This window comes from Pseudomonas sp. UF-293, from assembly GCF_058245595.1.
Window position 1 is genome coordinate 15,520 of sequence record NZ_JBSICA010000003.1, and the last position, 22,340, is coordinate 37,859.

Sequence of the window (22,340 nt, forward strand, 5' to 3'; positions counted from 1 at the left end):
CTGTTTCCTCTGCCCGAGAATCAGGAACAGGGCGACACGAGGCCCGAAAGGGCTGTTGCACGCGACGCTTTCCATCAATAACAAGCTTAAGCGGAGTACCACAGATGGCGTTCTTCACCGCAGCCAGCAAAGCCGACTTCCAGCACCAACTGCAAGCGGCACTGGCGCAGCACATCAGTGAACAGGCACTGCCACAAGTGGCGCTGTTCGCTGAACAATTCTTCGGCATCATTTCCCTGGACGAGCTGACTCAACGTCGCCTCTCCGACCTCGCTGGCTGTACTCTCTCTGCGTGGCGCCTGCTTGAGCGCTTCGATCACGCGCAACCGCAAGTGCGTGTCTACAACCCCGATTACGAACGCCACGGCTGGCAGTCGACCCACACTGCGGTCGAAGTGCTGCACCACGACCTGCCATTTCTGGTCGACTCGGTGCGCACCGAGCTGAACCGTCGCGGCTACAGCATTCACACCCTGCAGACCACCGTGCTCAGCGTACGTCGTGGCAGCAAGGGCGAACTGCTGGAAATCCTGCCTAAGGGCAGCACCGGCGAAGGCGTGCTGCACGAATCGCTGATGTACCTGGAAATCGACCGTTGCGCCAACGCGGCCGAGCTGAATGTGCTGAGCAAAGAGCTTGAGCAGGTGCTCGGTGAAGTGCGCGTCGCCGTCGCTGACTTCGAGCCGATGAAAGCCAAGGTGCAGGACATCCTCACCCAGCTCGACAACAGCGCTTATCCGGTCGATGCCGACGAAAAGAACGAAATCAAGAGCTTCCTGGAATGGCTGGTGGGCAACCACTTCACGTTCCTCGGCTACGAAGAGTTCGTTGTCACCGATCAGGCCGATGGCGGCCACATCGAGTACGACCAGAGCTCCTTCCTCGGCCTGACCAAATTGCTGCGCACCGGCCTGACCTACGAAGACCTGCGCATCGAAGACTACGCCGTGTCTTACCTGCGCGAACCGACCCTGCTGTCGTTCGCCAAGGCTGCGCACCCGAGCCGTGTACATCGTCCGGCGTACCCGGACTACGTGTCGATCCGTGAAATCGACGCCGACGGCAAAGTCATCAAGGAACACCGTTTCATGGGCCTGTACACCTCGTCGGTGTATGGCGAGAGCGTGCGGGTCATCCCGTTCATCCGCCGCAAGGTCGAAGAAATCGAGCGCCGCTCCGGCTTCCAGTCCAAGGCTCACCTGGGCAAGGAACTGGCGCAGGTCCTCGAAGTGCTGCCGCGTGACGACCTGTTCCAGACCCCGGTCGACGAACTGTTCACCACCGTAATGTCGATCGTGCAGATCCAGGAGCGCAACAAGATCCGCGTGTTCCTGCGCAAAGACCCGTACGGGCGTTTCTGCTACTGCCTGGCCTACGTGCCGCGCGACATCTATTCCACCGAAGTCCGCCAGAAGATCCAGCAAGTGCTGATGGAGCGCCTGAAGGCTTCCGACTGCGAGTTCTGGACGTTCTTCTCGGAATCCGTGCTGGCCCGCGTGCAGCTGATCCTGCGCGTCGATCCGAAGAACCGTCTCGACATCGACCCGGTGTTGCTGGAAAAAGAAGTGGTTCAGGCCTGCCGCAGTTGGCAGGACGATTACGCCGCACTGACCGTCGAAAGCTTCGGCGAAGCCCACGGCACCAACGTGCTGGCCGACTTCCCGAAAGGCTTCCCGGCCGGCTACCGCGAGCGTTTCGCCGCGCATTCGGCCGTGGTCGACATGCAGCACCTGCTGAGCCTCAACGAAAAAAATCCGCTGGTGATGAGCTTCTATCAGCCGCTCGGTCAGGTCTCCGGCCAGCGCGAGCTGCATTGCAAGCTGTATCACGCCGACACGCCGCTGGCGCTGTCCGACGTCCTGCCGATTCTGGAAAACCTCGGCCTGCGCGTACTGGGTGAATTCCCGTATCGCCTGCGCCACACCAACGGCCGCGAATTCTGGATTCACGATTTCGCCTTCACCGCCGCTGAAGGTCTGGACCTCGACATCCAGCAGCTCAACGACACCCTGCAGGACGCGTTCGTGCACATCGTGCGCGGCGATGCCGAGAACGATGCGTTCAACCGCCTGGTGCTGACCGCCGGTCTGCCATGGCGCGACGTCGCGCTGCTGCGTGCCTATGCCCGTTACCTGAAGCAGATTCGTCTGGGCTTCGACCTGGGTTACATCGCCAGCACCCTGAACAACCACACCGACATCGCTCGCGAACTGACCCGGTTGTTCAAGACCCGTTTCTACCTGGCGCGCAAGCTCGGCAGCGATGATCTGGAAGACAAGCAACTGCGTCTGGAACAAGCGATTCTGACTGCACTGGACGATGTTCAGGTGCTCAACGAAGACCGCATCCTGCGTCGTTACCTCGACCTGATCAAAGCCACCCTGCGCACCAACTTCTATCAGACGGATGCCAACGGCCAGAACAAGTCGTACTTCAGCTTCAAGTTCAACCCGCATGCGATCCCTGAGCTGCCGAAGCCGGTGCCGAAGTTTGAAATCTTCGTCTACTCGCCACGCGTTGAAGGCGTGCACCTGCGCTTCGGCAACGTTGCCCGTGGTGGTCTGCGCTGGTCCGATCGTGAAGAAGACTTCCGTACCGAAGTGCTCGGCCTGGTAAAAGCCCAGCAAGTGAAGAACTCGGTCATCGTGCCGGTGGGCGCGAAGGGCGGCTTCCTGCCGCGTCGCCTGCCACTGGGCGGCAGCCGTGACGAGATCGCGGCCGAGGGCATCGCTTGCTACCGCATCTTCATTTCCGGCCTGTTGGACATCACCGACAACCTGAAGGACGGCGCGCTGGTGCCGCCGGTCAATGTCGTGCGTCATGACGACGATGACCCGTACCTGGTGGTCGCGGCGGACAAGGGCACTGCGACCTTCTCCGACATCGCCAACGGCATCGCCATCGACTACGGCTTCTGGCTGGGTGACGCGTTTGCGTCCGGTGGTTCGGCCGGTTACGACCACAAGAAAATGGGCATCACCGCCAAAGGCGCGTGGGTCGGCGTCCAACGCCACTTCCGCGAGCGCGGCATCAATGTTCAGGAAGACAGCATCACCGTGGTTGGCGTCGGCGACATGGCCGGCGACGTGTTCGGTAACGGCCTGTTGATGTCCGACAAGCTGCAACTGGTCGCTGCGTTCAACCACATGCACATCTTCATCGACCCGAACCCGAACCCGGCGACCAGTTTCGTCGAGCGTCAGCGTCTGTTCGACCTGCCGCGTTCGGCCTGGACCGACTACGACACCAGCATCATGTCCGAAGGTGGCGGTATCTTCTCGCGCAGCGCGAAGAGCATCGCGATCTCGCCGCAGATGAAAGAGCGCTTCGACATCCAGGCTGACAAGCTGACCCCGACCGAACTGCTCAATGCCTTGCTCAAGGCACCGGTGGATCTGTTGTGGAACGGCGGTATCGGCACCTACGTCAAAGCCAGCACCGAAAGCCACGCCGATGTCGGCGACAAGGCCAACGATGCGTTGCGCGTCAACGGTAACGAACTGCGCTGCAAAGTCGTGGGCGAGGGCGGTAACCTCGGCATGACCCAACTGGGTCGTGTGGAGTTCGGCTTGAATGGCGGGGGTTCCAACACCGACTTCATCGACAACGCCGGTGGCGTGGACTGCTCCGACCACGAAGTGAACATCAAGATCCTGCTGAACGAAGTGGTTCAGGCCGGTGACATGACCGACAAGCAACGCAACCAGTTGCTCGCGAGCATGACCGACGAAGTCGGCAATCTGGTGCTGGGCAACAACTACAAGCAGACTCAGGCCCTGTCCCTGGCGGCGCGCCGTGCCTACGCACGCATCGCTGAGTACAAGCGTCTGATGAGCGATCTGGAAGGCCGTGGCAAGCTGGACCGTGCCATCGAGTTCCTGCCGACCGAAGAGCAACTGACCGAGCGCGTCGCTGAGGGCCACGGCCTGACCCGTCCTGAGCTGTCGGTGCTGATCTCCTACAGCAAGATCGACCTGAAAGAGCAGCTGCTGGGCTCGCTGGTGCCGGACGACGATTACCTGACCCGCGACATGGAAACGGCGTTCCCGCCGACCCTGGTCAGCAAGTTCTCCGAAGCCATGCGTCGTCACCGTCTGAAGCGCGAGATCGTCAGCACGCAGATCGCCAACGATCTGGTCAACCACATGGGCATCACCTTCGTGCAACGACTCAAAGAGTCGACCGGCATGAGCCCGGCGAACGTGGCTGGCGCTTACGTGATCGTGCGCGACATCTTCCACCTCCCGCACTGGTTCCGTCAGATCGAAGCGCTGGACTACCAAGTCAGCGCTGACGTGCAGCTGGAGCTGATGGACGAGTTGATGCGTCTGGGTCGTCGTGCCACGCGCTGGTTCCTGCGTGCCCGCCGCAACGAGCAGAACGCTGCCCGTGACGTCGCGCATTTCGGTCCGCACCTGAAAGAACTGGGTCTGAAACTCGACGAACTGCTCAGCGGCGAAATCCGCGAGAACTGGCAGTCGCGCTATCAGGCATACGTTGAAGCCGGTGTGCCGGAGTTGCTGGCGCGTATGGTTGCGGGTACTTCGCACCTGTACACGCTGCTGCCGATCATCGAAGCCGCAGACGTCACCGGACAGGATCCGGCCGAAGTGGCCAAGGCCTACTTCGCTGTGGGCTCTGCGCTGGACATCACCTGGTACCTGCAACAGATCAGCGCTCTGCCGGTAGAAAACAACTGGCAGGCCCTGGCCCGTGAAGCGTTCCGTGATGATGTCGACTGGCAGCAACGGGCGATCACCATCTCCGTCCTGCAACAGGGCGACGGCTCCCAGGACGTGGAAGCACGCCTGACGCTGTGGATGGCCCAGCACGAAAGCATGATCGAACGCTGGCGCGCCATGCTGGTGGAAATCCGCGCGGCAAGCGGCACGGACTACGCCATGTACGCGGTGGCCAACCGCGAACTGCTGGATCTGGCGTTGAGCGGGCAAGCAATCGTGCCTGCGGTGACTGCGAATGCCGAGCTTGAACTGGCGTAAGTAGTGGCTGAATGAAGAAGCCCCGCTCTCGAAAGAGGCGGGGCTTTTTCATATCTGCCATTCAGTACGTATCGGCGCAGCGGAAGGCGAAGCTAGCGACGCCGTCGACATGGGGCAGGGATGTTCCGGCTACGACAATCTGATGGTTCTGAATAGCAAGGCCTCCCGCCGTGTCGAGCACGTCAGTCAGATTGATGACCAGCACACCGTCGTCGGCAAAATCGCGATCTGCAGAGCCGTCCAATTTGAACTGGGCAATGACGATTTCCGAGTCTTCTTCGCCGTGGGTGCTGGAAACCACAAGGATATGTCCGCCTTCTCGCAGCGTGCCAGAGGTCCATTGGATGCCGAAACGCGCGTTCGAATAAGGCCTCAGAACTGGCCTCCCTTCATTGAAGTCGGTGGCGTATTTCCCATTCCGGTCGACACAAACCAGGACGCCCCTGTGAACAAAATCCTTTGAGGTGGCGCTACCGATGCCAAGGATGTTGCCATCAGGCATTTCTACGAGTTGGTTGATCTGACTGAGCATGTCCAGGCCGTGGAACAGGGCAAAACCCTTATCGCCAAAGCTGCTGACAGGATTACCTGCGGCGTCGAATAGGGCGATCATCGCGCAGTAGCTGTCTTCACGTGAAACGTTACCGGCGATGGCGAACTTGCCGTCCTGGAGCCGGATCATTGAGCCAGCCCACGTGAAGTTGGCCAGGTATCGAATCGCAACGTAACCCTGTCCCTGGCCAAACGTAGTGTCCAGATCTCCGTTGGTTTGCAGCCTGATCAAAAGACCGCATTGGTCGTTGGGGGAATATTGATGGTTGCTGAGTACCATCAGTTTTCCATCGGCCATTTCAATGGTGTGGCCACCGTTGTCGGATGCGGTTGTGCGTTTCTGCCTGGGGTCAACCTCGGACAGGGTGAAGGCGGGAAGCGGAATCGGCGCAACGATTTTTACACCGTGGTCGCCAAATTCGACGCTCGGCGTTCCGTCACTGTTAAACATCGCCAGGCCGCGCTGCGCGCTCGAGAACTCGTGCAGATAAAAGTCGCCATTCAGCAAGATAGACTCGTTCTTGAGAATGTTGATGCTGGCGCCAACGGATCTGTATCCGTGGGCGAAAACACCGCTAGCCACGCCATCTTTCGAAAACGAAGCGTCAGGTGTGCCATCAGCGTTCAACCGCACCACGGCGAACTTATTGCCTGCACTGGCGGCGATCAGCAGCCTGCCGTCTGCTGCGACGGTGATTCCCTTGGCGAAACCATTTTCCTGTTCGGAATATTCAAGCCAGGTGATGCCCTTATTTTCAGGGCCAAAAGTGGGGTCGAGTTTATGCACATTGGTTTTTTTAATCTGAGACATGATCTGCTCCTTGCGTAAGCGGTTTTTGCGTAAAGCGATCAGTCGATGCACACCGGCAAATCAACGCAGTGCTGCTATTTGGAGAGCGTTCGGTCGCGCTGTCCACTGTCAGACCTGACAGTGGACAGCGGCGGATGGTTGTGGATGTGGAAGAAGGGATGGCCAGCCTTGCCGGGGATTTAATGTCTGAGGGTTTTTGTGGTGTCTGGTCTGGCGCCTTCGCGAGCAGGCTCGCTCCCACAGTTGATCGCATTGCAAATGTGGGAGCGAGCCTGCTCGCGAAAAGAGACTTACATTCAATACAACTTTTGAGCTTGTTTACTCTCGAGCATCGACACTTTCTCCGCCGGCCGCACAACCAGATTACTCAGCGAGCGATCAAACTCCCGCAACGCCGCCAGCTGCAATTCCTCCTGCTGATTGATATCCGCCACGATCTCTTCCGAGCGCTTGAAGTCCGCCCACACCGGCGTCAGCTCCCTAGCCTGCGAACCCTTGGCCGTGCCGATGTAGTTCAGCTGCCCATCGTAAAAATCGGCACTGACGTCAGCGCGGATATCCGAGCTGCGCGAGGTGATCAATTGGCTGTGGGTATCGACGATCGCCACCACATCCGGCCTGGCCGCGCGCAGGCTTTGCATGTCCGGGTACACCGTCACCGAGCCGAACTGGCGTTGCAGCGAAGCGTTGACCCACTCCACCGCGCGATCCGGGCTGGCGCTGGCGACGTAGGCATCGTGGATCGGCTGCACCAGCAGGCTGTGTCCAAAACCGGTGCCGGCCTTGGCCTGGTACTCGCGCAGGTATTGGCGATTGGCTTGGGTGCCGGGGCTATAAATCACCCCCAGCGATACGCCGGGACCGCTCTTGACCAAAGTGGCAGTGCTGCGACCGGTCGGGTGCGGCAGCAGCGTGTCGAGAGATGACACGGCTTGCGGGGCAGTGGGAACAGAACAGGCAGAGAGCATCAAAACGCAGATCGCCAGCAGGGTGGGAAGCGCAGGTTTCATGGTGTTTCTCCCGTGAAACAAGGTCTATCGATGAGTGTGCACGGGCCGATGGTTCGGCGGATATTCAGGGTAAACCTGCCGGCCTGACCATTGGCTGAATAACCTGTGCGGGGTTAGTTTTATTGGCTTTAAGCGTTTGCAGGTAATGCCGCTGCGCAATAAAAAAGGCGCAAATAGCCGATTTGCGCCTTTCGTTTATGGCTGATCAGGCAGCCATCAGTTTTCCAGCGGGATCAGCACCTGCTCATCCGGGGCCAGCACCATGAACACCAGCAACTTGGCCGGCTTGGTCGAGCTGGCATTTTTCGACACCAGATGTTCGGACCCGGCCGGCTCGTACCAGAATTGGCCCTTCTTGTAAGTGATCGCTTTCTCGCCCTTGACCTGTGAAATGACCTCGCCGTCGAGCACGTAAGCCATCGCAGTGCCTTCGTGCTTATGGGCGATCGAGGATTGCCCGGGCTTGTAGTCGACTTCGATCATCATGGCTTTCTTGCCGGGGGCGTTTTTCAGCAGTTGTTCCTGCAGAACCGTAATTTTCTCGGACGGATCGTGAGCCATTGCCGATGCGCAAAGGGTGACGGCGAAGGCGGCGGCGAAGAAGGGCTGGGCTTTCATGGCGGGTTACCTGTGATGGTTGGGGTGTGCTCACAGTAGGCCCCAATGTGGCCGGTTCAAACGGCCAATATTCACGAAGGTCAGGTGACCAATTGGCCTCGGATGAATTTCGGTGCGGCACAAATCGCCTTCGCGAGCAGGCTCGCTCCCACAGTTAATTGCATTTCAATGTGGGAGCGAGCCTGCTCGCGAAGGGGACATGTCAGACAATGGGAAAGCTGTTGAAATCGACGCTATTGGCCAGGCGGCTATCGATCAGGTCGATAAACCCCTGCGCCTCGGGCCGGTTGAAATGCGCCTGCATCGCCGCCTCCGACTGCCAGCGCGCGCTGACCGTCCAGCGGTGGCTGTCTTCCGGGCAGCGGTCGACCAGGTAGGAATCGCAGCCCGGGGTTTGGCGCAGGGTGTCGACGATCTTCTGCAATTGCTTGCCGAGCTCTTCCGAGCGGCCCGCAGCAGCTTTCACTTCAACCGTATTGATCACTTCGCTGGACATTGCTCACACTCCTGAATCAGGCCGGACGAATCCTGCTCACTGAGGGATAACGCCTGTGCAGAATAGGCCTGCCGCCGTGAATCACCAATAACCAATCGGCGGTAAAAGCCTTATACCAACGGCTCATGACAGCTGTTCGAGGATGTCACGCAGGCGATCGAGGGCGATGTCGATGTCCAGGGTTTCGATGGCGCCGAAGCCGAAATACAGACCTTCTTTCGCCGGCTGCTGGTAGTAGAAACCACTGATCGCATACAGGCCGACCTCGACCTTTTTTGCCAGCTCAATGACCAGCGGCAAATCGATCGGCACCTTACAGAACACCGCCATGTGAAACCCGGCACTGGCCGGCACAGCTTGCAGCCATGGCGCCAGATCAGTCGCCATGCGCGCCAGGATGCGCTCGCGGCGCTGCGCGTAAATCGTGTGGCAGCGGCGGATGTGCTTGAGCAGGCAACCCTCAGCGATGAACTTCGCCAGCGCCCATTGCGGCAGGGTCGAGGCGTGTAGATCGGTCAACTGCTTGGCGCGAATAACCGCCTCGATGATCGACGGCGGCAGGATCGCGTAGCCCAGGCGCAACTCCGGCAGCAAGGTTTTCGAGAACGTGCCGACGTAGGCGACGATGCCGCGCTGATCGAGGTTGTACAGCGAATCGGTGGGCCGGCCCTCGTAGCGGAATTCGCTGTCGTAATCGTCTTCGATGATGATCGCGCCGAGCTCATGGGCACGTGCGAGCAGGGCCTCGCGGCGCGCCTGACTCATCGCCATGCCGAGCGGAAACTGGTGCGACGGCGTCACATAGATGAGCCGGGTGCCATCGGGAATCTGCTCGACCTGAATACCCTCGGCATCCACCGGCACCCCGACCACTTCGGCGCCATGGGTGCCGAACAGCAAGCGCGCGGGCGGATAACCTGGATCTTCCATCGCCACCAGACTGCCGGGGCGGGTCAGTACGCGGGCAATCAGGTCCAGCGCCTGTTGCGCGCCGTTGCACACGACGATGTCCTCATCCTGACAATTGATGCCGCGAGAAAACGCGATGTGCCGAGCGATCGCATTGCGCAGCGCCGGCAAGCCTTCGGCAACGCTGTAGAAGCCTTTGGACTGCGCCATCTGCCGCATCGCGTGGGCGACGCAACGGCGCCAGTCGTCGTGCGGGAACTGGCCTTTGCTGGTGGCGCCACCGATGAAGTCGTAGCGCAGCGAACCTTCCAGCGTCGGATGGCGGAGGAACACCGGCAGATTGCGCCAGCTCTCGATCACCTCGGCACTGGCCAGCTCGGTGTGGCTCTGCTTGCGCTGCACCTGCGCCGGGCGGGCGTTGACGTAGGTGCCTTTGCCGATCACCCCGGTGAGGAAATTTTCGTAAGTCAGCTGCGCGTAAGTGTCGGAAATGGTCTTGCGCGAAATGCCTAATTGCTCGGCCAGCAAGCGGCTCGGCGGCAACTGCGTACCCGCCGCCAAACGCCCGGATTCAATCGCCGCGCGCAACTGCTGATACAACTGACCGGCAAGATCCTTGCGGCCGTTGATCACGACATGAAGTTCCATACCGACGAGGCTCCCGGGTGTTGAGTGAAGTGTCGGTCAGATTAGCGTTGTTGGGCTTTTGGCAGTAGTTGCGTGGAGTAAAAACCGCAAATTGGCGTAAATCCCTGTGGGAGCGAGCCTGCTCGCGAAAGCGGTGGGTCATTGAACAGATTCGTTGTCTGAGACTTCGCTATCGCTGGCAAGCCCGCTCCCACAGTTTTTGCGGCGTGCACAAATCTTGTGAACGACGTTAAACCCTGTGGGAGCTGGCTCGCCAGCGATGGCGGTGGTGCAGTGGATGAATATTTGTCTGGGAAACCGCTTTCGCGAGCAGGCTCGCTCCCACAGGTATTGCGTTTGGCCGAGGTTCATTGGTGTAGCCGGAATTCGTCGAATTGGGGCTGTAGCAGGCCCACCCCAGCCCGTACCGTGAACTCATTATTCCGCCTGCCGAGAGCCGCGCCATGTCCCTGCGTCTGGATTACTACAACGCGTCGCCCAAGGCGATGAAAGCGATGCTTGCCATGGAGGCGCTGACCAGCAACCTGAGTATCGAAGCACCGCTGCTGCAACTGATCAGAATCCGCGCCTCGCAGCTCAACGGCTGCGCGTTCTGCACTGATATGCACTCGGTGGACGCGCGGCGAGCCGGGGAGAGCGATCGGCGTCTTTACGCGATCGCGGTGTGGCGCGACAGCAACTTCTTCAACCCCCGCGAACGTGCGGCGCTGGCCTGGGCCGAGGCGGTGACGCTGTTGGCCGAAAGCCACGTGCCGGATGACGTCTATCAGCAGGCGCGCGAGCAATTTGATGAAGGTGAATTGGTGGATTTGACGGTTGCGGTCAGCACCATCAACAGCTGGAACCGCTTGGCCGTCAGCTTTCGCCAGACCCCGAGTGACTGAAGATCAAAAGATCGCAGCCTTCGGCAGCTCCTGCAGGGAAATGCGCATGACCCCATGGAGCGGCCGAAGGCTGCGATCCTTTGATGTCGACCTCGCCTAATTCGGCGGCCGCTGCGGTTTCACCGAGGTGCCAAACGTATTGCCCATCCGCGTACTGGTCGCGGCCGGCGTCGCCAGCCCGACCTGATTCGGCGCGCGCTTGTGCACCGGCACATTCAACGCTTCCATATTCTTCTGCGCCGCCGCCGCGCCCTCTGGATTGTTGCCCATCTGCTGGCTCAGGCAATCGTAATTGGGCGCCTTGTAACCGCCGACCGTGACTTCCACACAGCCCAGCGGCTCCTCCGCCTGCGCGGTGCCCACCGTCATCAACAAGACCCACATCCACCGTGATTTCATGTCTGCCTCCTGGCCCGCCCGATTGGGCCGCTCTGGGTTTGAGTCTAGTGCAAGCGCGGCGCAAAACCCGTGATGGTTTTTTTGCACCGCCCGTCATACCAGAGTCATAAATGCCCCGCAGGATAGCGATTTTCAGGGGTGCGCCAGTCGTGCAGCGAGGCAGTTCGCAGATCAGTCTTCAGCGCTCGGCGACGCTTGTGCGCCGCGCGGGTCTGGGGTGGCTGCTCGGTCTGCTGGCGGGCGCGGCCCATGCAGATCCGGCAGCGGCGGACATGCGACTGACCTTGCACATCCCGGCGCAGGAACTGGCCCGGGCGCTGGACCAATACAGCCGCGCTACCGGCGTTGCAGTGCTGGTCGACAGCCAGTTGAGCCGGGGCCGTCGCTCCCTCGCTGTAGATGGCGAATTCACCGCCGCCGACGCCTTGCGCCATCTGCTCGGCGGCACGGGACTGATGGCGCGTTACGCCCGGGCCGATGCGTTCACTCTGCAAGCGGCGCAGGTGGAAGACCTGCCAGTGCCGACGGACAAACCCACGCCGGCCGCTGTCGCGGTCAACCGCAGTTACGCAACGGCGGTGCAAGCGGCGATCGAGCGCAAGCTGTGTCGTTCGCCGCTGACCCGCCCGGGCAGTTATCGCGCGGTGTTGCAGGTGTGGGTCGGGCGCGACGGCGTGGTGCAGCACAACCGGTTGGTGACATCGACCGGCGATGTACGGCGCGATAACGCGCTGGTGGAAAGTTTTCGCAACCTCACAATCGATCGGCCGACGCCCAGCGCCTTGCGCCAGCCGGTCACGTTGCTGTTGTTACCGGAGTCGTCAGGGAAACGCATGGAATGCACGAGATGGGAAGGAGTTTCCGGGGGATGAAAGACGCCGGACAAAGCACGATGGGCCAGCTGTTCCTCAGCTCCTACGAGGATTTTCGCGTGCGCCTGCGCCGCCGCCTCGGCTCCGAGGATCTGGCCAACGACGTGCTGCACGAAACCTGGCTGCGGGTCGATCGCATGGAGACCCCGCCCAACCTGCTCAAGCCCAACGCCTACCTGTATCGCATGGCCCTCAACATTGCCGCCGACCGCCGTCAGGCGGATGCGCGCCTGCTCACCGGCACCGAAGTCGAGGAACTGCTGCAACTGGGCGACGAAGCCCTCGACCCGGCGCGGGTGGTCGGCGGGCAAAAGGAAATGCAGGCCCTGCTCAGCGCCTTGTACGAACTGCCCGCACGGCGTCGGCGGATCTTCATCGCCGCGCGGCTGGAAGAGGCGCCGCACCTGGAAATCTCCCAGCGTTTCGGCATTTCCACGCGCATGGTTGAGAAGGAAATCAAAGCCGCGCTGGGCTTCTGCGCAGCGAAACTTGAAAGAAAAGTGTTTCAGCGGTTCGGTCGCGGGGCCGGAAAACCGTCTAGCGAATAGTGACCCGATTAATCCGTTGAGAATTTGCGCGTTTGAACATCTTTCGACTGAAACCCGCCGAGCCCTCGGCCACCGAGTCTCTGCACAGCGAAGCCCACGATTGGCTGATCCTGCTGACCTCGGGCCGCGCCACCGTCGCCGACGCCCGCGCCTTGCGCGAATGGTGCGCGCAGAGTGGCGAACACGTCCGGGCCTTCGAAGAAGCCAAGCGGCTATGGCATCACCTGCAACCGGCCGCCGAAGCGCTGCAGGGCCGACGCAGTTTCGGTCGACGGGCATTTCTCGGCGGTGCGATTGCCGCATCCGCCGCATTCCTGCTGGTGCGCGGCACCATTCCCGGCGGCTTCGAAGGGCTGGGCGCCGACTACATCACCGAAGTCGGCCAGCAGCGCCGGGTCGAACCGGCACAAGGCGTCAGCCTCGAACTCAACACCCAAACCCGCATTAACCAGCGCAGCGTCGAAAACGGCGTGCAGGGCTTCGAACTGGTCAGCGGCGAAGTCGAAGTACAAACCGCACGCCTGCCACTGGCGATGCAGGCCGGGGCAGGGTGGTTGCGCGCCAGTCAGGCCCGCTTTAACCTGCGCAACACCGACCAGCAAGTCTGCGTGACCTGCCTCGACGGCGCGGTCGACGTCGCCATCGACGGCCGCAACCTGCGCCTCGAAGCCGGCCAGCAAATCACCTACGACGCACGGCAAATCGGCAACGTACAAACCGTCGACACCGCCGCCGTGATGAACTGGCGCCAACAAGTGCTGGTGTTCAACGGCGCGACCCTCAGCCAGATGATCGACGAAATCAACCGCTACCGCCCCGGCATGCTCCTGCTGCTCAATCGCGAACTCGGCCAACGCCGCGTCCAGGCCCGCTTCAACCTCGACCAACTCGCCGGCGTCGCCTTGCTGATTCGTGATGCTTATGGCGTCAAATGCACCGAACTGCCCGGCGGCGTCGTAGTGCTCAGCTAACCAAAGCCCACCGCGATCAAAATGTAGGAGCTGCCGCAGGCTGCGATCTCTTGATCTTGCTCTTGCTTTCTGTGGGAGCTGGCTTGCCAGCGATGACGGCCTAACAGCCACCCAACCTGCAACTGACCGCCCCCAACCCAATTGTGGGAGCAAGCCTGCTCGCGAAAGCGGTTGCCCAACTGACCAATATCTTCCGGTCGCACTCGATCCCTGTGGGAGCTGGCTTGCCAGCGATGACGGCCTAACAGCCACTCAACCTGCAACTGACTACCCCCAACCCAATTGTGGGAGCGAGCCTGCTCGCGAAAGCGGTTGCCCAACTGACCAATATCTTCCGGTCTCACTCGATCCCTGTGGGAGCTGGCTTGCCAGCGATGACCGCCTAACAGGCGGCAAGCCTGCAACTGACCGCCCCCAACCCAATTGTGGGAGCGAGCCTGCTCGCGAAAGCGGTCTACCAGTAACAATAATGTTGACTGACCCACCGCGTTCGCGAGCAGGCTCGCTCCCACATTTGCTTGGTGACTGCCAAATTATTGCAACCCAATCACCTGCCGATAGCGCTCAACCCCCTGCGCCGTCTGCCGACTCAAACTAATCTCCAACCCCAACGGATCCTCCCGCCGATTCCCGCTCAGTTGCCGCCACCCCTTGTCCACCTCCCAAACCCGCACCTGCACATCACTCACCTCGTTCAACACAGCAACCCCATTCCCTGGCGCCGGCAACGGATAGCGACTGCGCGCCTCAGCCACCGCCCGATACAACGTATCCCCCTTGACCCACCACCGAACCCGCTGCAACGCCCCCGGCTGATCCGCCGCGCTGCGAATAATGTCCAGCCGAAACCCCTTGCTGTCACTACTGCGCACCGTCACCGCCGGCGGCGCAGTCGGCGCCTCATCCTCAGCCCCAACCTTGCGCGGCTCGCTCAACTCCACCCCCGCGCGCATGTCCACATCGCGCTGCAACTGATTCAACACCCGCAACAACCCATCGCTCTGCTCACTGCTGGCCTGCAAATGACTGTCCGCCCGCGTCACACTGTCCAGCCCGCGCCAGGCAATCAGACTCACCACCGCCATCAGCAAAATCGCGACCATCACCTCAATCAGAGTGAACCCTTGCTGAGTCTTCATTGAATACTGATCCGCCCACTGCCATCGCGCAGCACACTCAGCCGATTGGCCCCATCCGACAAAATCAGCCGCAACGGCGGATTGATCCACTCAGCATTCAGCACCACCGTCTGCCGGGGCTCCACCCGCACCTCGACCTTCGGGCTCTGCCACGCACGCGGGCGCAACTGCGCATCCTCCTTGAACGACTCAAACCCCACGCCATCATCCTCACGCCGCCCAAACCGAAACCCCTTGGCATCCGTCACCCACACAATCGGCCGCCCATCCGCGCGAGCCTCGGCCTGCGCCACCTGCAACAACTGCGCAACCCGCTCGGCATCCTTGCGCAACAACTGCAACGGATCAGGCCTGATACTCAAACTGATCGCCGCACTGGCAATCCCGATGATCACCAGCACCACCATCAACTCGATCAACGTAAAACCCTGCTGCCTGCTCATCACCCACGCGCTCCTTGGCGTCCCACCCCATCGTGCCCGGCGAACATGTAAGGCATGTGAAATAAAACGGAGAGAATTGCCGCGTAGGCTGGCAGCAGGGACAACAAGGAGCGACAACCCATGAAATTCACCGCACGGATTACCCCGGCGCAAACCGTCCAGGCCCTGGCCCTGCTCGCCGCCCTGGTGGGCGTCGCGACATGGTCGTCGCTGCTGCTGACCTCGGCGGAATCGCACACCCCCGCAGCCGCCCCGCAAGTGCTCGCGGCGAGAAGTGACAGCCCGGCGTTGCAGTGGTTTTCCAATGAGACCGCGCCGGTGGATATCAAGGTGAGCGGGGTAATCGCGGGCGGGAGTGGGACGGTGGCGATATTGAGTTTGAATGATGGCGCGCCGAGGAGTTTTTTGGTGGGGGAGAAGGTTGGGGTTGGGGTGAAGTTGGTGGGGGTTGAGGGGGATGGGGTGGTGATTGAGCGGGGTGGGGAGAGGGTGCGGTTGGGGGTTGAGAGGTTGGGGGAGGGGGTGGAGATGCCGAGGCTGATCCGGCCGGAATTGTAGAGCGGGGAAAAAGGGACATCCCCGAGGTCTTGACGTTTGCTTTTACTCAAAAACCAGATTTTGTTCGTCCGTTGTCGGCCAGTAGCGGGCGTCCGTTAGCGGCTGCTTGCGGCCATAAGCGAACATTCATGACCGAGCGCTTTGATGTGGAAAATCTCGTATGTAAGGCCATTTGCAACCATCTTGACCGTGGTTACATTTGGCAGCGGGATGACCACTCGTCGCCTCAGAGCAGCGTATAAATGGTGATTATCGCGAATGCAGTTATCGAAGGATTTGAATGCGTGACAAATTCCATCTGTTTGTATAACTAATCACAACCTGCTGATCTGCCTGGAATTCCATAGTTTTTTTTCGGGGCTTTATCCGACACTTTTTCACCTCCCGAAACCTTAAGTTTGTCATTACTTACGATAAAATTTGTTTCACTTGATTTCTGAAAACGATCGAGTTTTCCCTGGCCAACTGCGAATTCCTACTACCTTCAAATGGGCTTGTTCTTTGCGCTTTAGGCTTAGCGCATTCCTACTATGAAGGAGCGTAGAAGATGGTCTTGGAAATTCACTCGAGAGTGCAACGTCAATCCGCAGGGGAATGGCGTTCCTTGAAATTGGCTGGCGCCGCTTTATCGTTGGTAGCGGCCATAGCATTGGCTTCGCAAGCTCTCGCGGCTGACGCGGAAAAGCCAAAGCCTGCCTCGGAAGCCACCAAGGCGGCGAACAATGCGTTGCTCAAAGAGTTGCCGTTCAACGACAAGACATCCTTTGAGTTGGCGCATAAAGGATTCATTGCTCCCTTGCCGTCGACGGTCATTAAAGGCGCTTCCGGGAATGTAATCTGGGATCCAACGAAATACGGATTTATCAAGGAAGGCGAGGTAGCACCGGACACGACCAACCCCAGTCTCTGGCGGCAGTCGCAGCTGATCAACATCTCTGGCTTATTCGAGGTGACTGAAGGTATTTACCAGGTTCGCAACTATGACCTGTCGAACATGACCATCGTCGAAGGCAAGGACGGCATCACTGTCTTCGACCCGCTGATTTCCACCGAAACCGCCAAGGCCGCACTCGATCTTTACTACCAGCATCGGCCGAAAAAACCGGTGGTGGCTGTGATCTATACCCACAGCCATATCGACCACTACGGTGGTGTACGCGGCGTGATCAACGAAGAAGATGTGAAAGCCGGCAAAGTGAAGATCTACGCGCCCCTAGGCTTCATTGAGCATGCCGTGGCCGAAAACGTCATGGCTGGCACCGCCATGAGCCGCCGTGCCAGCTACCAGTATGGCAACCTGCTGCCGCCTTCACCGACCGGTCAGTTGGGCGCAGGTTTGGGTACCACCACTTCGGCCGGTACGGTGACGCTGATCCCGCCCACCGACATCATCAAGACCACGGGTGAATCCCATGTTATTGACGGTCTGACCTATCAATTCCTGTATGCGCCTGGCAGTGAAGCGCCGGCCGAGATGCTCTATTACATCAAGGAAAAGAAAGCCCTCAATACCGCCGAAGACTCCACCCATACGTTGCACAACACCTATTCCCTGCGGGGCGCCAAGATTCGTGACCCGTTGGCCTGGTCGAAGTACCTGAACGAAACACTCAAGCTCTGGGGCGATGACGTGCAGGTGATGTATGCCATGCACCATTGGCCGGTCTGGGGCAATAAAGAGGTGCGCGAGCAACTGTCTTCCCAGCGCGACATGTATCGTTATATCAATGACGAAACCCTGCGCTTGGCCAACAAGGGTTACACCATGGTCGAGATCGCAGAGCAGTTCAAACTGCCGAAAGGGATCGCGAACAAATTTTCAAACCGTGGTTATTACGGATCGGTGAACCACAACGTCAAAGCCACCTATGTCTTGTACCTGGGTTGGTTCACCGGCAACCCGGCCACGCTGAACGAACTGCCCCCGGAAGAAGGTGCCAAGCATTACGTGGAGATGATGGGCGGCGAGGAGGCGCTCCTGAAGAAAGCCAAGGAGTATTACGACAAAGGCGAGTTCCGCTGGGTTGCCGAGGTGGTCAACCATGCGGTATTCGCCAACCCGAGCAGCCAGGCGGCGAAGAACCTGCAAGCGGATGCCCTGGAGCAGCTGGGTTACCAGGCCGAGAGCGGGCCGTGGCGTAACTTCTACCTCACCGGTGCCAAGGAGTTGCGCGATGGTGTGATGAAGCTACCGACTCCCGATACCGCCAGCCCAGATACGGTACGGGCGATGGATCTGGATCTGTTCTTCGACTTCTTAGCCATGCGCCTGAATGGCCCGAAAGCGGAAGATAAACATCTATCGCTCAATTTTGATTTCACCGATCTCAAGCAAAAATATTCTGTGGAGATGGTCAATGGCGTGCTCAACCATACGGAGGGCGTGGCAGCGAAAGACGCCGATGCGACGATCAGTTTGACCCGCGATACGCTGAACAAGATCGTGCTAAAGGAAACAACGCTAAAAGATGCTCTGGCTTCCGGTGATATCAAGGAAGAAGGAACCAAGGGCAAGCTGGAGGAGCTGGTGTCCTATATGGATAACTTCGATTTCTGGTTCAACATCGTCACGCCGTAACGAGCGAGTCAGTGGATGTCGGTCTGCGGTAGCGGTTCAAAATGCCGCCGCAGACCAGCATCACATCATTTCGACAATGGAGCGTTCTCATGCGATTCAAAGTACTCGCTGTACCGTTGTGTGTGCTGTCTCTGGCCCTTTCCGGCTGTGCCAGCAAGTACGTGGACCCGGAGCAGTACTCCGGATTTCTCGGCGACTACAGCGTCCTGAAGGAGGAGAAATCGCCTTCAGGTGCAGCTGTCATGCGCTGGATTGATCCGAAAGTCGATGTCAGCAAATTCACCAGCGTTTACGTCGAACCCAGTCAGCTCTTTCCCAAGCCGCAACCTACCGCAAAAATCCCGCAAAAGACCCTCAATGGCATCACTCAGTACTACGATCAGACTTTGAAAAATGCCTTTTCCAGCGCACTTCCGCTCGCCAGCGGCCCAGGTCCGGGCGTGCTGGTGGTACGTCCGGCCATCACCGCAGCCAGTGCCAAGACCAAGGGGTTGCGTCCGTATGAAGTGATCCCGATTGCCTTGGTGGCTGCTGGTGTCAGTGCCGCCACCGGCATTCGTGATCAGGACACCAGCCTCGCGACCGAAGCCGCATTTCTCGATGGAAGTGACAACAAACTGGTCGCCGAAGTGGTGCGCAAGGGCGCCGGCGCTGATCTCGACAACTCCGCGCAAGTCCTGGAGGCCAATGACTTCAAAGCGGTGCTCGATGTCTGGGCACGGGACATGGTCAAGTCTTATGAGCAGTTGAAGAAATAGCGCTAACCACGGCCACCTGACCTGAATCTGCCGAGACGGGTGTCACGCAGGTGGCCGTTCTAACGAAAAGCGTTTGGGGCAAGGTTTCGCAGAGGATGCGCTATGCACACAAGCGGCTACGCTCGCCGATTCCAGGTTTCTTTCTTGGCTCTCAGCCTGGGCTTGCTCAGCGACCATACTTGGGCCGGGGGCATTCTGATTTACGAGGCTGGCCAGGAAGGTAATGGTCTTGCCAATGCGGGGGCGGCCGCATTGGCCACCGATCCAAGCGTGCTCATGAGCAACCCCGCCGGCCTCACAGAGCTAAAGGGCACCCAGATCAGCGCGAATGGGCAGTTGATCCTCGGAGACATGCGGTTCTCCCGTGACAGCAACAACCAATTCAATGGCAACGAAGGCGGCAACGCCCTGCAGTATTTGCCGGGCGCCAGTTTCTTCGTCAGCCACCAGATCGATGATCGTTCGGCCATCGGCTTCGGCATGTACGGCAACTTCGGCCTGGCTCTGGATTACGATGACGATTGGGCTGGCCGCTACTTCAACCAGGAAGCGGCGATCATTGGTGTGTCGTTCCAGCCGACATTAGCGCACAAGTTCACAGATGATCTGTCCATTGGCATCGGCCCACGCATCATGTACGGCTATTACCGCAATGAAACGGCGATCAACAATAACTTGCTCGGACTGCGCGACAGTTCTGATGGTCAACTCGAATACAAGGACACCGACGTCGGTGCCGGCATCAATCTTGGCCTGCTCTATCGAGTGAGCGAACGCACGCGGATCGGCCTGGCTTACACCAGCAAGATTGATCTGGAATTCAAGGACAGTCCCAGCGTGCGCAAAGTCGATAATCCGATCATCAATGCCGCACTACGACGCTTGGATGTCGATTCACTGGAACTGGACATGTCGGTGCCGCAAACCGTGCTGCTCAGTGTTGCCCAAGACCTCGATCCACAATGGAAACTTCTGGGCAGCCTCGGTTGGCAGGACTGGAGTGAGTTCGGCGAAATCGGCGTGGAGGTCGACGCCAATGCCGCCGACGTCAGTCGAACTGCCAACCGGCAGTACAAAGACACTTGGCACGCCTCGATCGGTACCCAGTATCAGGCCACGCCGCGCCTGCGTTGGAGCGTGGGCCTGGGCTATGACAGTTCGGCCGTGGAGGATAAAGACCGAACCGTCGATAATCCGATGGGAGACGCTTGGCGCGTGGCGACCGGGATCAATTACCAGATCGAGGACGGACTGGACTTACATGCGGCGTACACACTGGTTTGGCTAGGCGACATGGATGTGGATCAGAACAAGTCACGTTCGGACACCACCTTATCGGGCACCTATAAGAACGCCGCGTTGCACATCATCGGTGGTGGTGCTACATGGCGGTTCTGAGGACGATTAAAACACCATGCCTTGAGTGTTTGAGCACTATTTGTCTTAGTGCAAAGCGGGTTTTTGACTTCCAAAGGATGCCGAAATGAGCGATGTGATTAACAAGGTCAAACATGAATTCCTGAAAGTGCTCCCGCCCACCATCTTCTTTTTCGTTATCTTGCACATAGTCGCATTGATTCGTTCACTTATGATCAAAGGGTCGGGGGTCGATCTTCCGGTTTCAGCCTCGGTGCTGATTGCGGCCCTCATACTTGGAAAGTCTGTCCTGGTCGCGGATATGCTGCCCTTCATCAATCGTTTTCCCGATAAACCGCTGCTCTGGAATATTATCTGGAAGACACTCATGTATGCATTGGTGGCGTTGCTTGTCCACTACCTGGAGAGGCTCTACGACTACTGGAAGGAAGCCCCGAACCTCATGGAAGCGAACTCCCTGCTATGGGCTTCGATGAACTGGCCTCGTTTTTGGGCGGTGCAGATATTGCTGATCACGCTGATATTCATGTATTGCGTTATTGCAGAATTGGCCCGTGTAATCGGCAAGGATCGGCTAAAGGTGATGTTCGTCGGGCCGCTTCCGCCTATTCAGCGCTAGAGTGCCGAACTGTTTACGCATCACGAGTCCGCGACCACTCGTGGCGAAGGCTCTGGGCAGTGATAAGTCGAGATCGAACGTCTGCTTTTGGCCGAAAGCTGCGTTCTCTAGGGTAAAAGTCAGCTCAACAGTCCGATACGGGACGCATCTGCGCCGCCCAACGTGGCGCAATTGCGCTTCATAAACACAAATGTTTAAAAAGACATCTCTAGTCACGCTCCTAGGCTACACATCCTTGCGCCATTGCCTACAGCTACGCCAGAATCCGCCGGCTTGTGCGCCTTGGGGGCGGGTTCTATTGTGGTCGGGTCGCTGACGAATCAGCGATCGGGTTTGGTAGCCCGGCTTAGACTTGGCGCATAGCGTCACCCGATACAGTCCTTTTGAGGCTGTTGCTTTATGGTGGCCATGCGCAGGGCGTCTTCGGGCGCGCCGGTTTTCCAAGTCGCCGGTCTACCAACCTTCGTATGGCCACCACCCCTTCGTTTGGTAGCGAAAAGATGATGGCTCCTTTTCTATGATTTGGAGATTCACTCATGATCAAACCAACACCCAACCCGCCCGAAACCGATACCACATCTCCCTACGAATTCCTCGATTCCAACAAGCTCCACGAAGCCGCCGACCGCGCGCTCGATCATTACCTGTCGCCAAACAATCTCCTGCCTCCGCCACGTAAGGCGCGTGGGATGTATGCGGTGACGGCGGATACCAAGAATGAAGAACTGCTGGCTGATGCGAGTGAAACGCTTGCTTCGGCGAAGACGATTGCTCAGGACATTTCCAGTTTGCTGCCAGCGCCGCAGCGGCGGGCGTTGTTGGGGGTTGCTCAACTGATCATGTTGGGGGAGCTGGCGGTGAATCGGGTGATGGATAATTTGGAGGTGGCGGGGTGAGGTAGATGTCCCGGGGGCGCCAGAAAGGTGATTTGTTATTAGGACTGGCGCTTTCGCGAGCAGGCTCGCTCCCACAAGATTGTGTGTTGGTCGCGAGATTTGGTTTGACGGCTGAGATCTTGGGGGCGTTGGGAAAACGGCCGGATTTATTTTTGAACAATAGATCCGGCCCTTTTGAATGTTCAGCGGGCGAATGAAATTACCGACCTATCGCCGCACAGATGGTTGCCCATCTAACGGTGCAACCGCTGACG

Annotated in this window: 19 protein-coding genes; 11 read left to right on the forward strand and 8 right to left on the reverse strand. The window is 59.1% G+C overall.

The features are described 5' to 3' along the window. The first annotated feature begins 104 nt into the window (after positions 1-104). Entirely contained in the window at positions 105-5,000 is a 4,896-nt protein-coding gene (locus tag AC4IHP_RS04845; protein ID WP_490831001.1) for an NAD-glutamate dehydrogenase, read from the forward strand. Between the two features lie 61 nt (positions 5,001-5,061). Here AC4IHP_RS04845 and AC4IHP_RS04850 read toward each other — a convergent pair whose 3' ends face one another. The 5 genes from AC4IHP_RS04850 to pdxR form a co-directional block, all read right to left on the reverse strand. Beyond that, positions 5,062-6,363, reverse strand: a complete 1,302-nt coding sequence (locus AC4IHP_RS04850; RefSeq protein ID WP_490831002.1) for a delta-60 repeat domain-containing protein — start codon at positions 6,361-6,363, stop codon at positions 5,062-5,064. 296 nt (positions 6,364-6,659) lie between these two features. Beyond that, on the reverse strand, positions 6,660-7,373 hold the full coding sequence (locus AC4IHP_RS04855; protein WP_490831003.1) for an ATPase: 714 nt from the start codon (positions 7,371-7,373) through the stop codon (positions 6,660-6,662). Positions 7,374-7,589: 216 nt separating this feature from the next. Next, positions 7,590-7,991 carry a cupin domain-containing protein gene (locus AC4IHP_RS04860; RefSeq protein ID WP_490831004.1) on the reverse strand — a complete coding sequence of 134 codons (402 nt, stop codon included), beginning with the start codon at positions 7,989-7,991 and terminating at the stop codon, positions 7,590-7,592. A 202-nt stretch (positions 7,992-8,193) separates the two neighbouring features. Beyond that, a complete protein-coding gene (locus tag AC4IHP_RS04865; protein ID WP_460119621.1) occupies positions 8,194-8,487 on the reverse strand; it encodes a putative quinol monooxygenase in 294 nt (97 codons plus the stop codon). A 123-nt stretch (positions 8,488-8,610) separates the two neighbouring features. Then, complete coding sequence (gene pdxR, locus AC4IHP_RS04870; RefSeq protein ID WP_490831005.1) at positions 8,611-10,044, reverse strand: MocR-like pyridoxine biosynthesis transcription factor PdxR; 1,434 nt, start codon at positions 10,042-10,044, stop codon at positions 8,611-8,613. A gap of 443 nt (positions 10,045-10,487) precedes the next feature. Between pdxR and AC4IHP_RS04875 the strand changes: the two genes are divergently transcribed. Continuing rightward, the gene (locus AC4IHP_RS04875) at positions 10,488-10,928 is read left to right on the forward strand and encodes a carboxymuconolactone decarboxylase family protein (protein ID WP_130886981.1); all 441 of its coding nucleotides are present in this window, start codon (positions 10,488-10,490) and stop codon (positions 10,926-10,928) included. Positions 10,929-11,024: 96 nt separating this feature from the next. On the opposite strand, the gene AC4IHP_RS04880 is transcribed toward AC4IHP_RS04875, so the two are convergent. Then, on the reverse strand, positions 11,025-11,312 hold the full coding sequence (locus tag AC4IHP_RS04880; RefSeq protein ID WP_490831232.1) for a hypothetical protein: 288 nt from the start codon (positions 11,310-11,312) through the stop codon (positions 11,025-11,027). Between the two features lie 164 nt (positions 11,313-11,476). Between AC4IHP_RS04880 and AC4IHP_RS04885 the strand changes: the two genes are divergently transcribed. From AC4IHP_RS04885 to AC4IHP_RS04895, 3 genes are read left to right on the forward strand one after another with little or no spacing between them, the layout of a single operon-like run. Beyond that, positions 11,477-12,199 (forward strand): secretin and TonB N-terminal domain-containing protein, encoded by a 723-nt coding sequence (locus tag AC4IHP_RS04885; protein ID WP_460119616.1) that lies wholly within the window; start codon positions 11,477-11,479, stop codon positions 12,197-12,199. Continuing rightward, positions 12,196-12,747 carry an RNA polymerase sigma factor gene (locus tag AC4IHP_RS04890; RefSeq protein ID WP_041480103.1) on the forward strand — a complete coding sequence of 184 codons (552 nt, stop codon included), beginning with the start codon at positions 12,196-12,198 and terminating at the stop codon, positions 12,745-12,747. Before AC4IHP_RS04885 ends, AC4IHP_RS04890 begins: the two co-directional genes overlap by 4 nt. A 32-nt stretch (positions 12,748-12,779) precedes the next feature. Then, positions 12,780-13,718, forward strand: coding sequence for a FecR family protein (locus tag AC4IHP_RS04895; RefSeq protein ID WP_490831006.1), 939 nt, complete (start codon positions 12,780-12,782; stop codon positions 13,716-13,718). 533 nt (positions 13,719-14,251) lie between these two features. Here AC4IHP_RS04895 and AC4IHP_RS04900 read toward each other — a convergent pair. Together AC4IHP_RS04900 and gspH are read right to left on the reverse strand one after the other, a co-directional pair. After that, positions 14,252-14,857, reverse strand: coding sequence for a type II secretion system protein GspJ (locus AC4IHP_RS04900; RefSeq protein WP_490831007.1), 606 nt, complete (start codon positions 14,855-14,857; stop codon positions 14,252-14,254). Beyond that, positions 14,854-15,300 carry a type II secretion system minor pseudopilin GspH gene (gene gspH, locus AC4IHP_RS04905; RefSeq protein WP_490831008.1) on the reverse strand — a complete coding sequence of 149 codons (447 nt, stop codon included), beginning with the start codon at positions 15,298-15,300 and terminating at the stop codon, positions 14,854-14,856. Before gspH ends, AC4IHP_RS04900 begins: the two co-directional genes overlap by 4 nt. A gap of 120 nt (positions 15,301-15,420) precedes the next feature. Between gspH and AC4IHP_RS04910 the strand changes: the two genes are divergently transcribed. The 6 genes from AC4IHP_RS04910 to AC4IHP_RS04935 all read left to right on the forward strand — a co-directional run bounded on the left by AC4IHP_RS04910 (position 15,421) and on the right by AC4IHP_RS04935 (position 22,086). After that, complete coding sequence (locus AC4IHP_RS04910; protein WP_490831009.1) at positions 15,421-15,858, forward strand: type II secretion system protein N; 438 nt, start codon at positions 15,421-15,423, stop codon at positions 15,856-15,858. A 547-nt stretch (positions 15,859-16,405) separates the two neighbouring features. Next, entirely contained in the window at positions 16,406-18,436 is a 2,031-nt protein-coding gene (locus tag AC4IHP_RS04915; RefSeq protein ID WP_490831010.1) for an alkyl/aryl-sulfatase, read from the forward strand. A gap of 89 nt (positions 18,437-18,525) precedes the next feature. Beyond that, a complete protein-coding gene (locus AC4IHP_RS04920; RefSeq protein WP_490831011.1) occupies positions 18,526-19,194 on the forward strand; it encodes a DUF3313 domain-containing protein in 669 nt (222 codons plus the stop codon). 144 nt (positions 19,195-19,338) lie between these two features. Continuing rightward, positions 19,339-20,592 (forward strand): OmpP1/FadL family transporter, encoded by a 1,254-nt coding sequence (locus AC4IHP_RS04925; RefSeq protein ID WP_490831012.1) that lies wholly within the window; start codon positions 19,339-19,341, stop codon positions 20,590-20,592. A gap of 85 nt (positions 20,593-20,677) precedes the next feature. Further along, positions 20,678-21,190 carry a hypothetical protein gene (locus AC4IHP_RS04930; protein WP_280035659.1) on the forward strand — a complete coding sequence of 171 codons (513 nt, stop codon included), beginning with the start codon at positions 20,678-20,680 and terminating at the stop codon, positions 21,188-21,190. Positions 21,191-21,726: 536 nt separating this feature from the next. Further along, entirely contained in the window at positions 21,727-22,086 is a 360-nt protein-coding gene (locus tag AC4IHP_RS04935; protein ID WP_490831013.1) for a DUF6124 family protein, read from the forward strand. Positions 22,087-22,340: the final 254 nt, after the last annotated feature.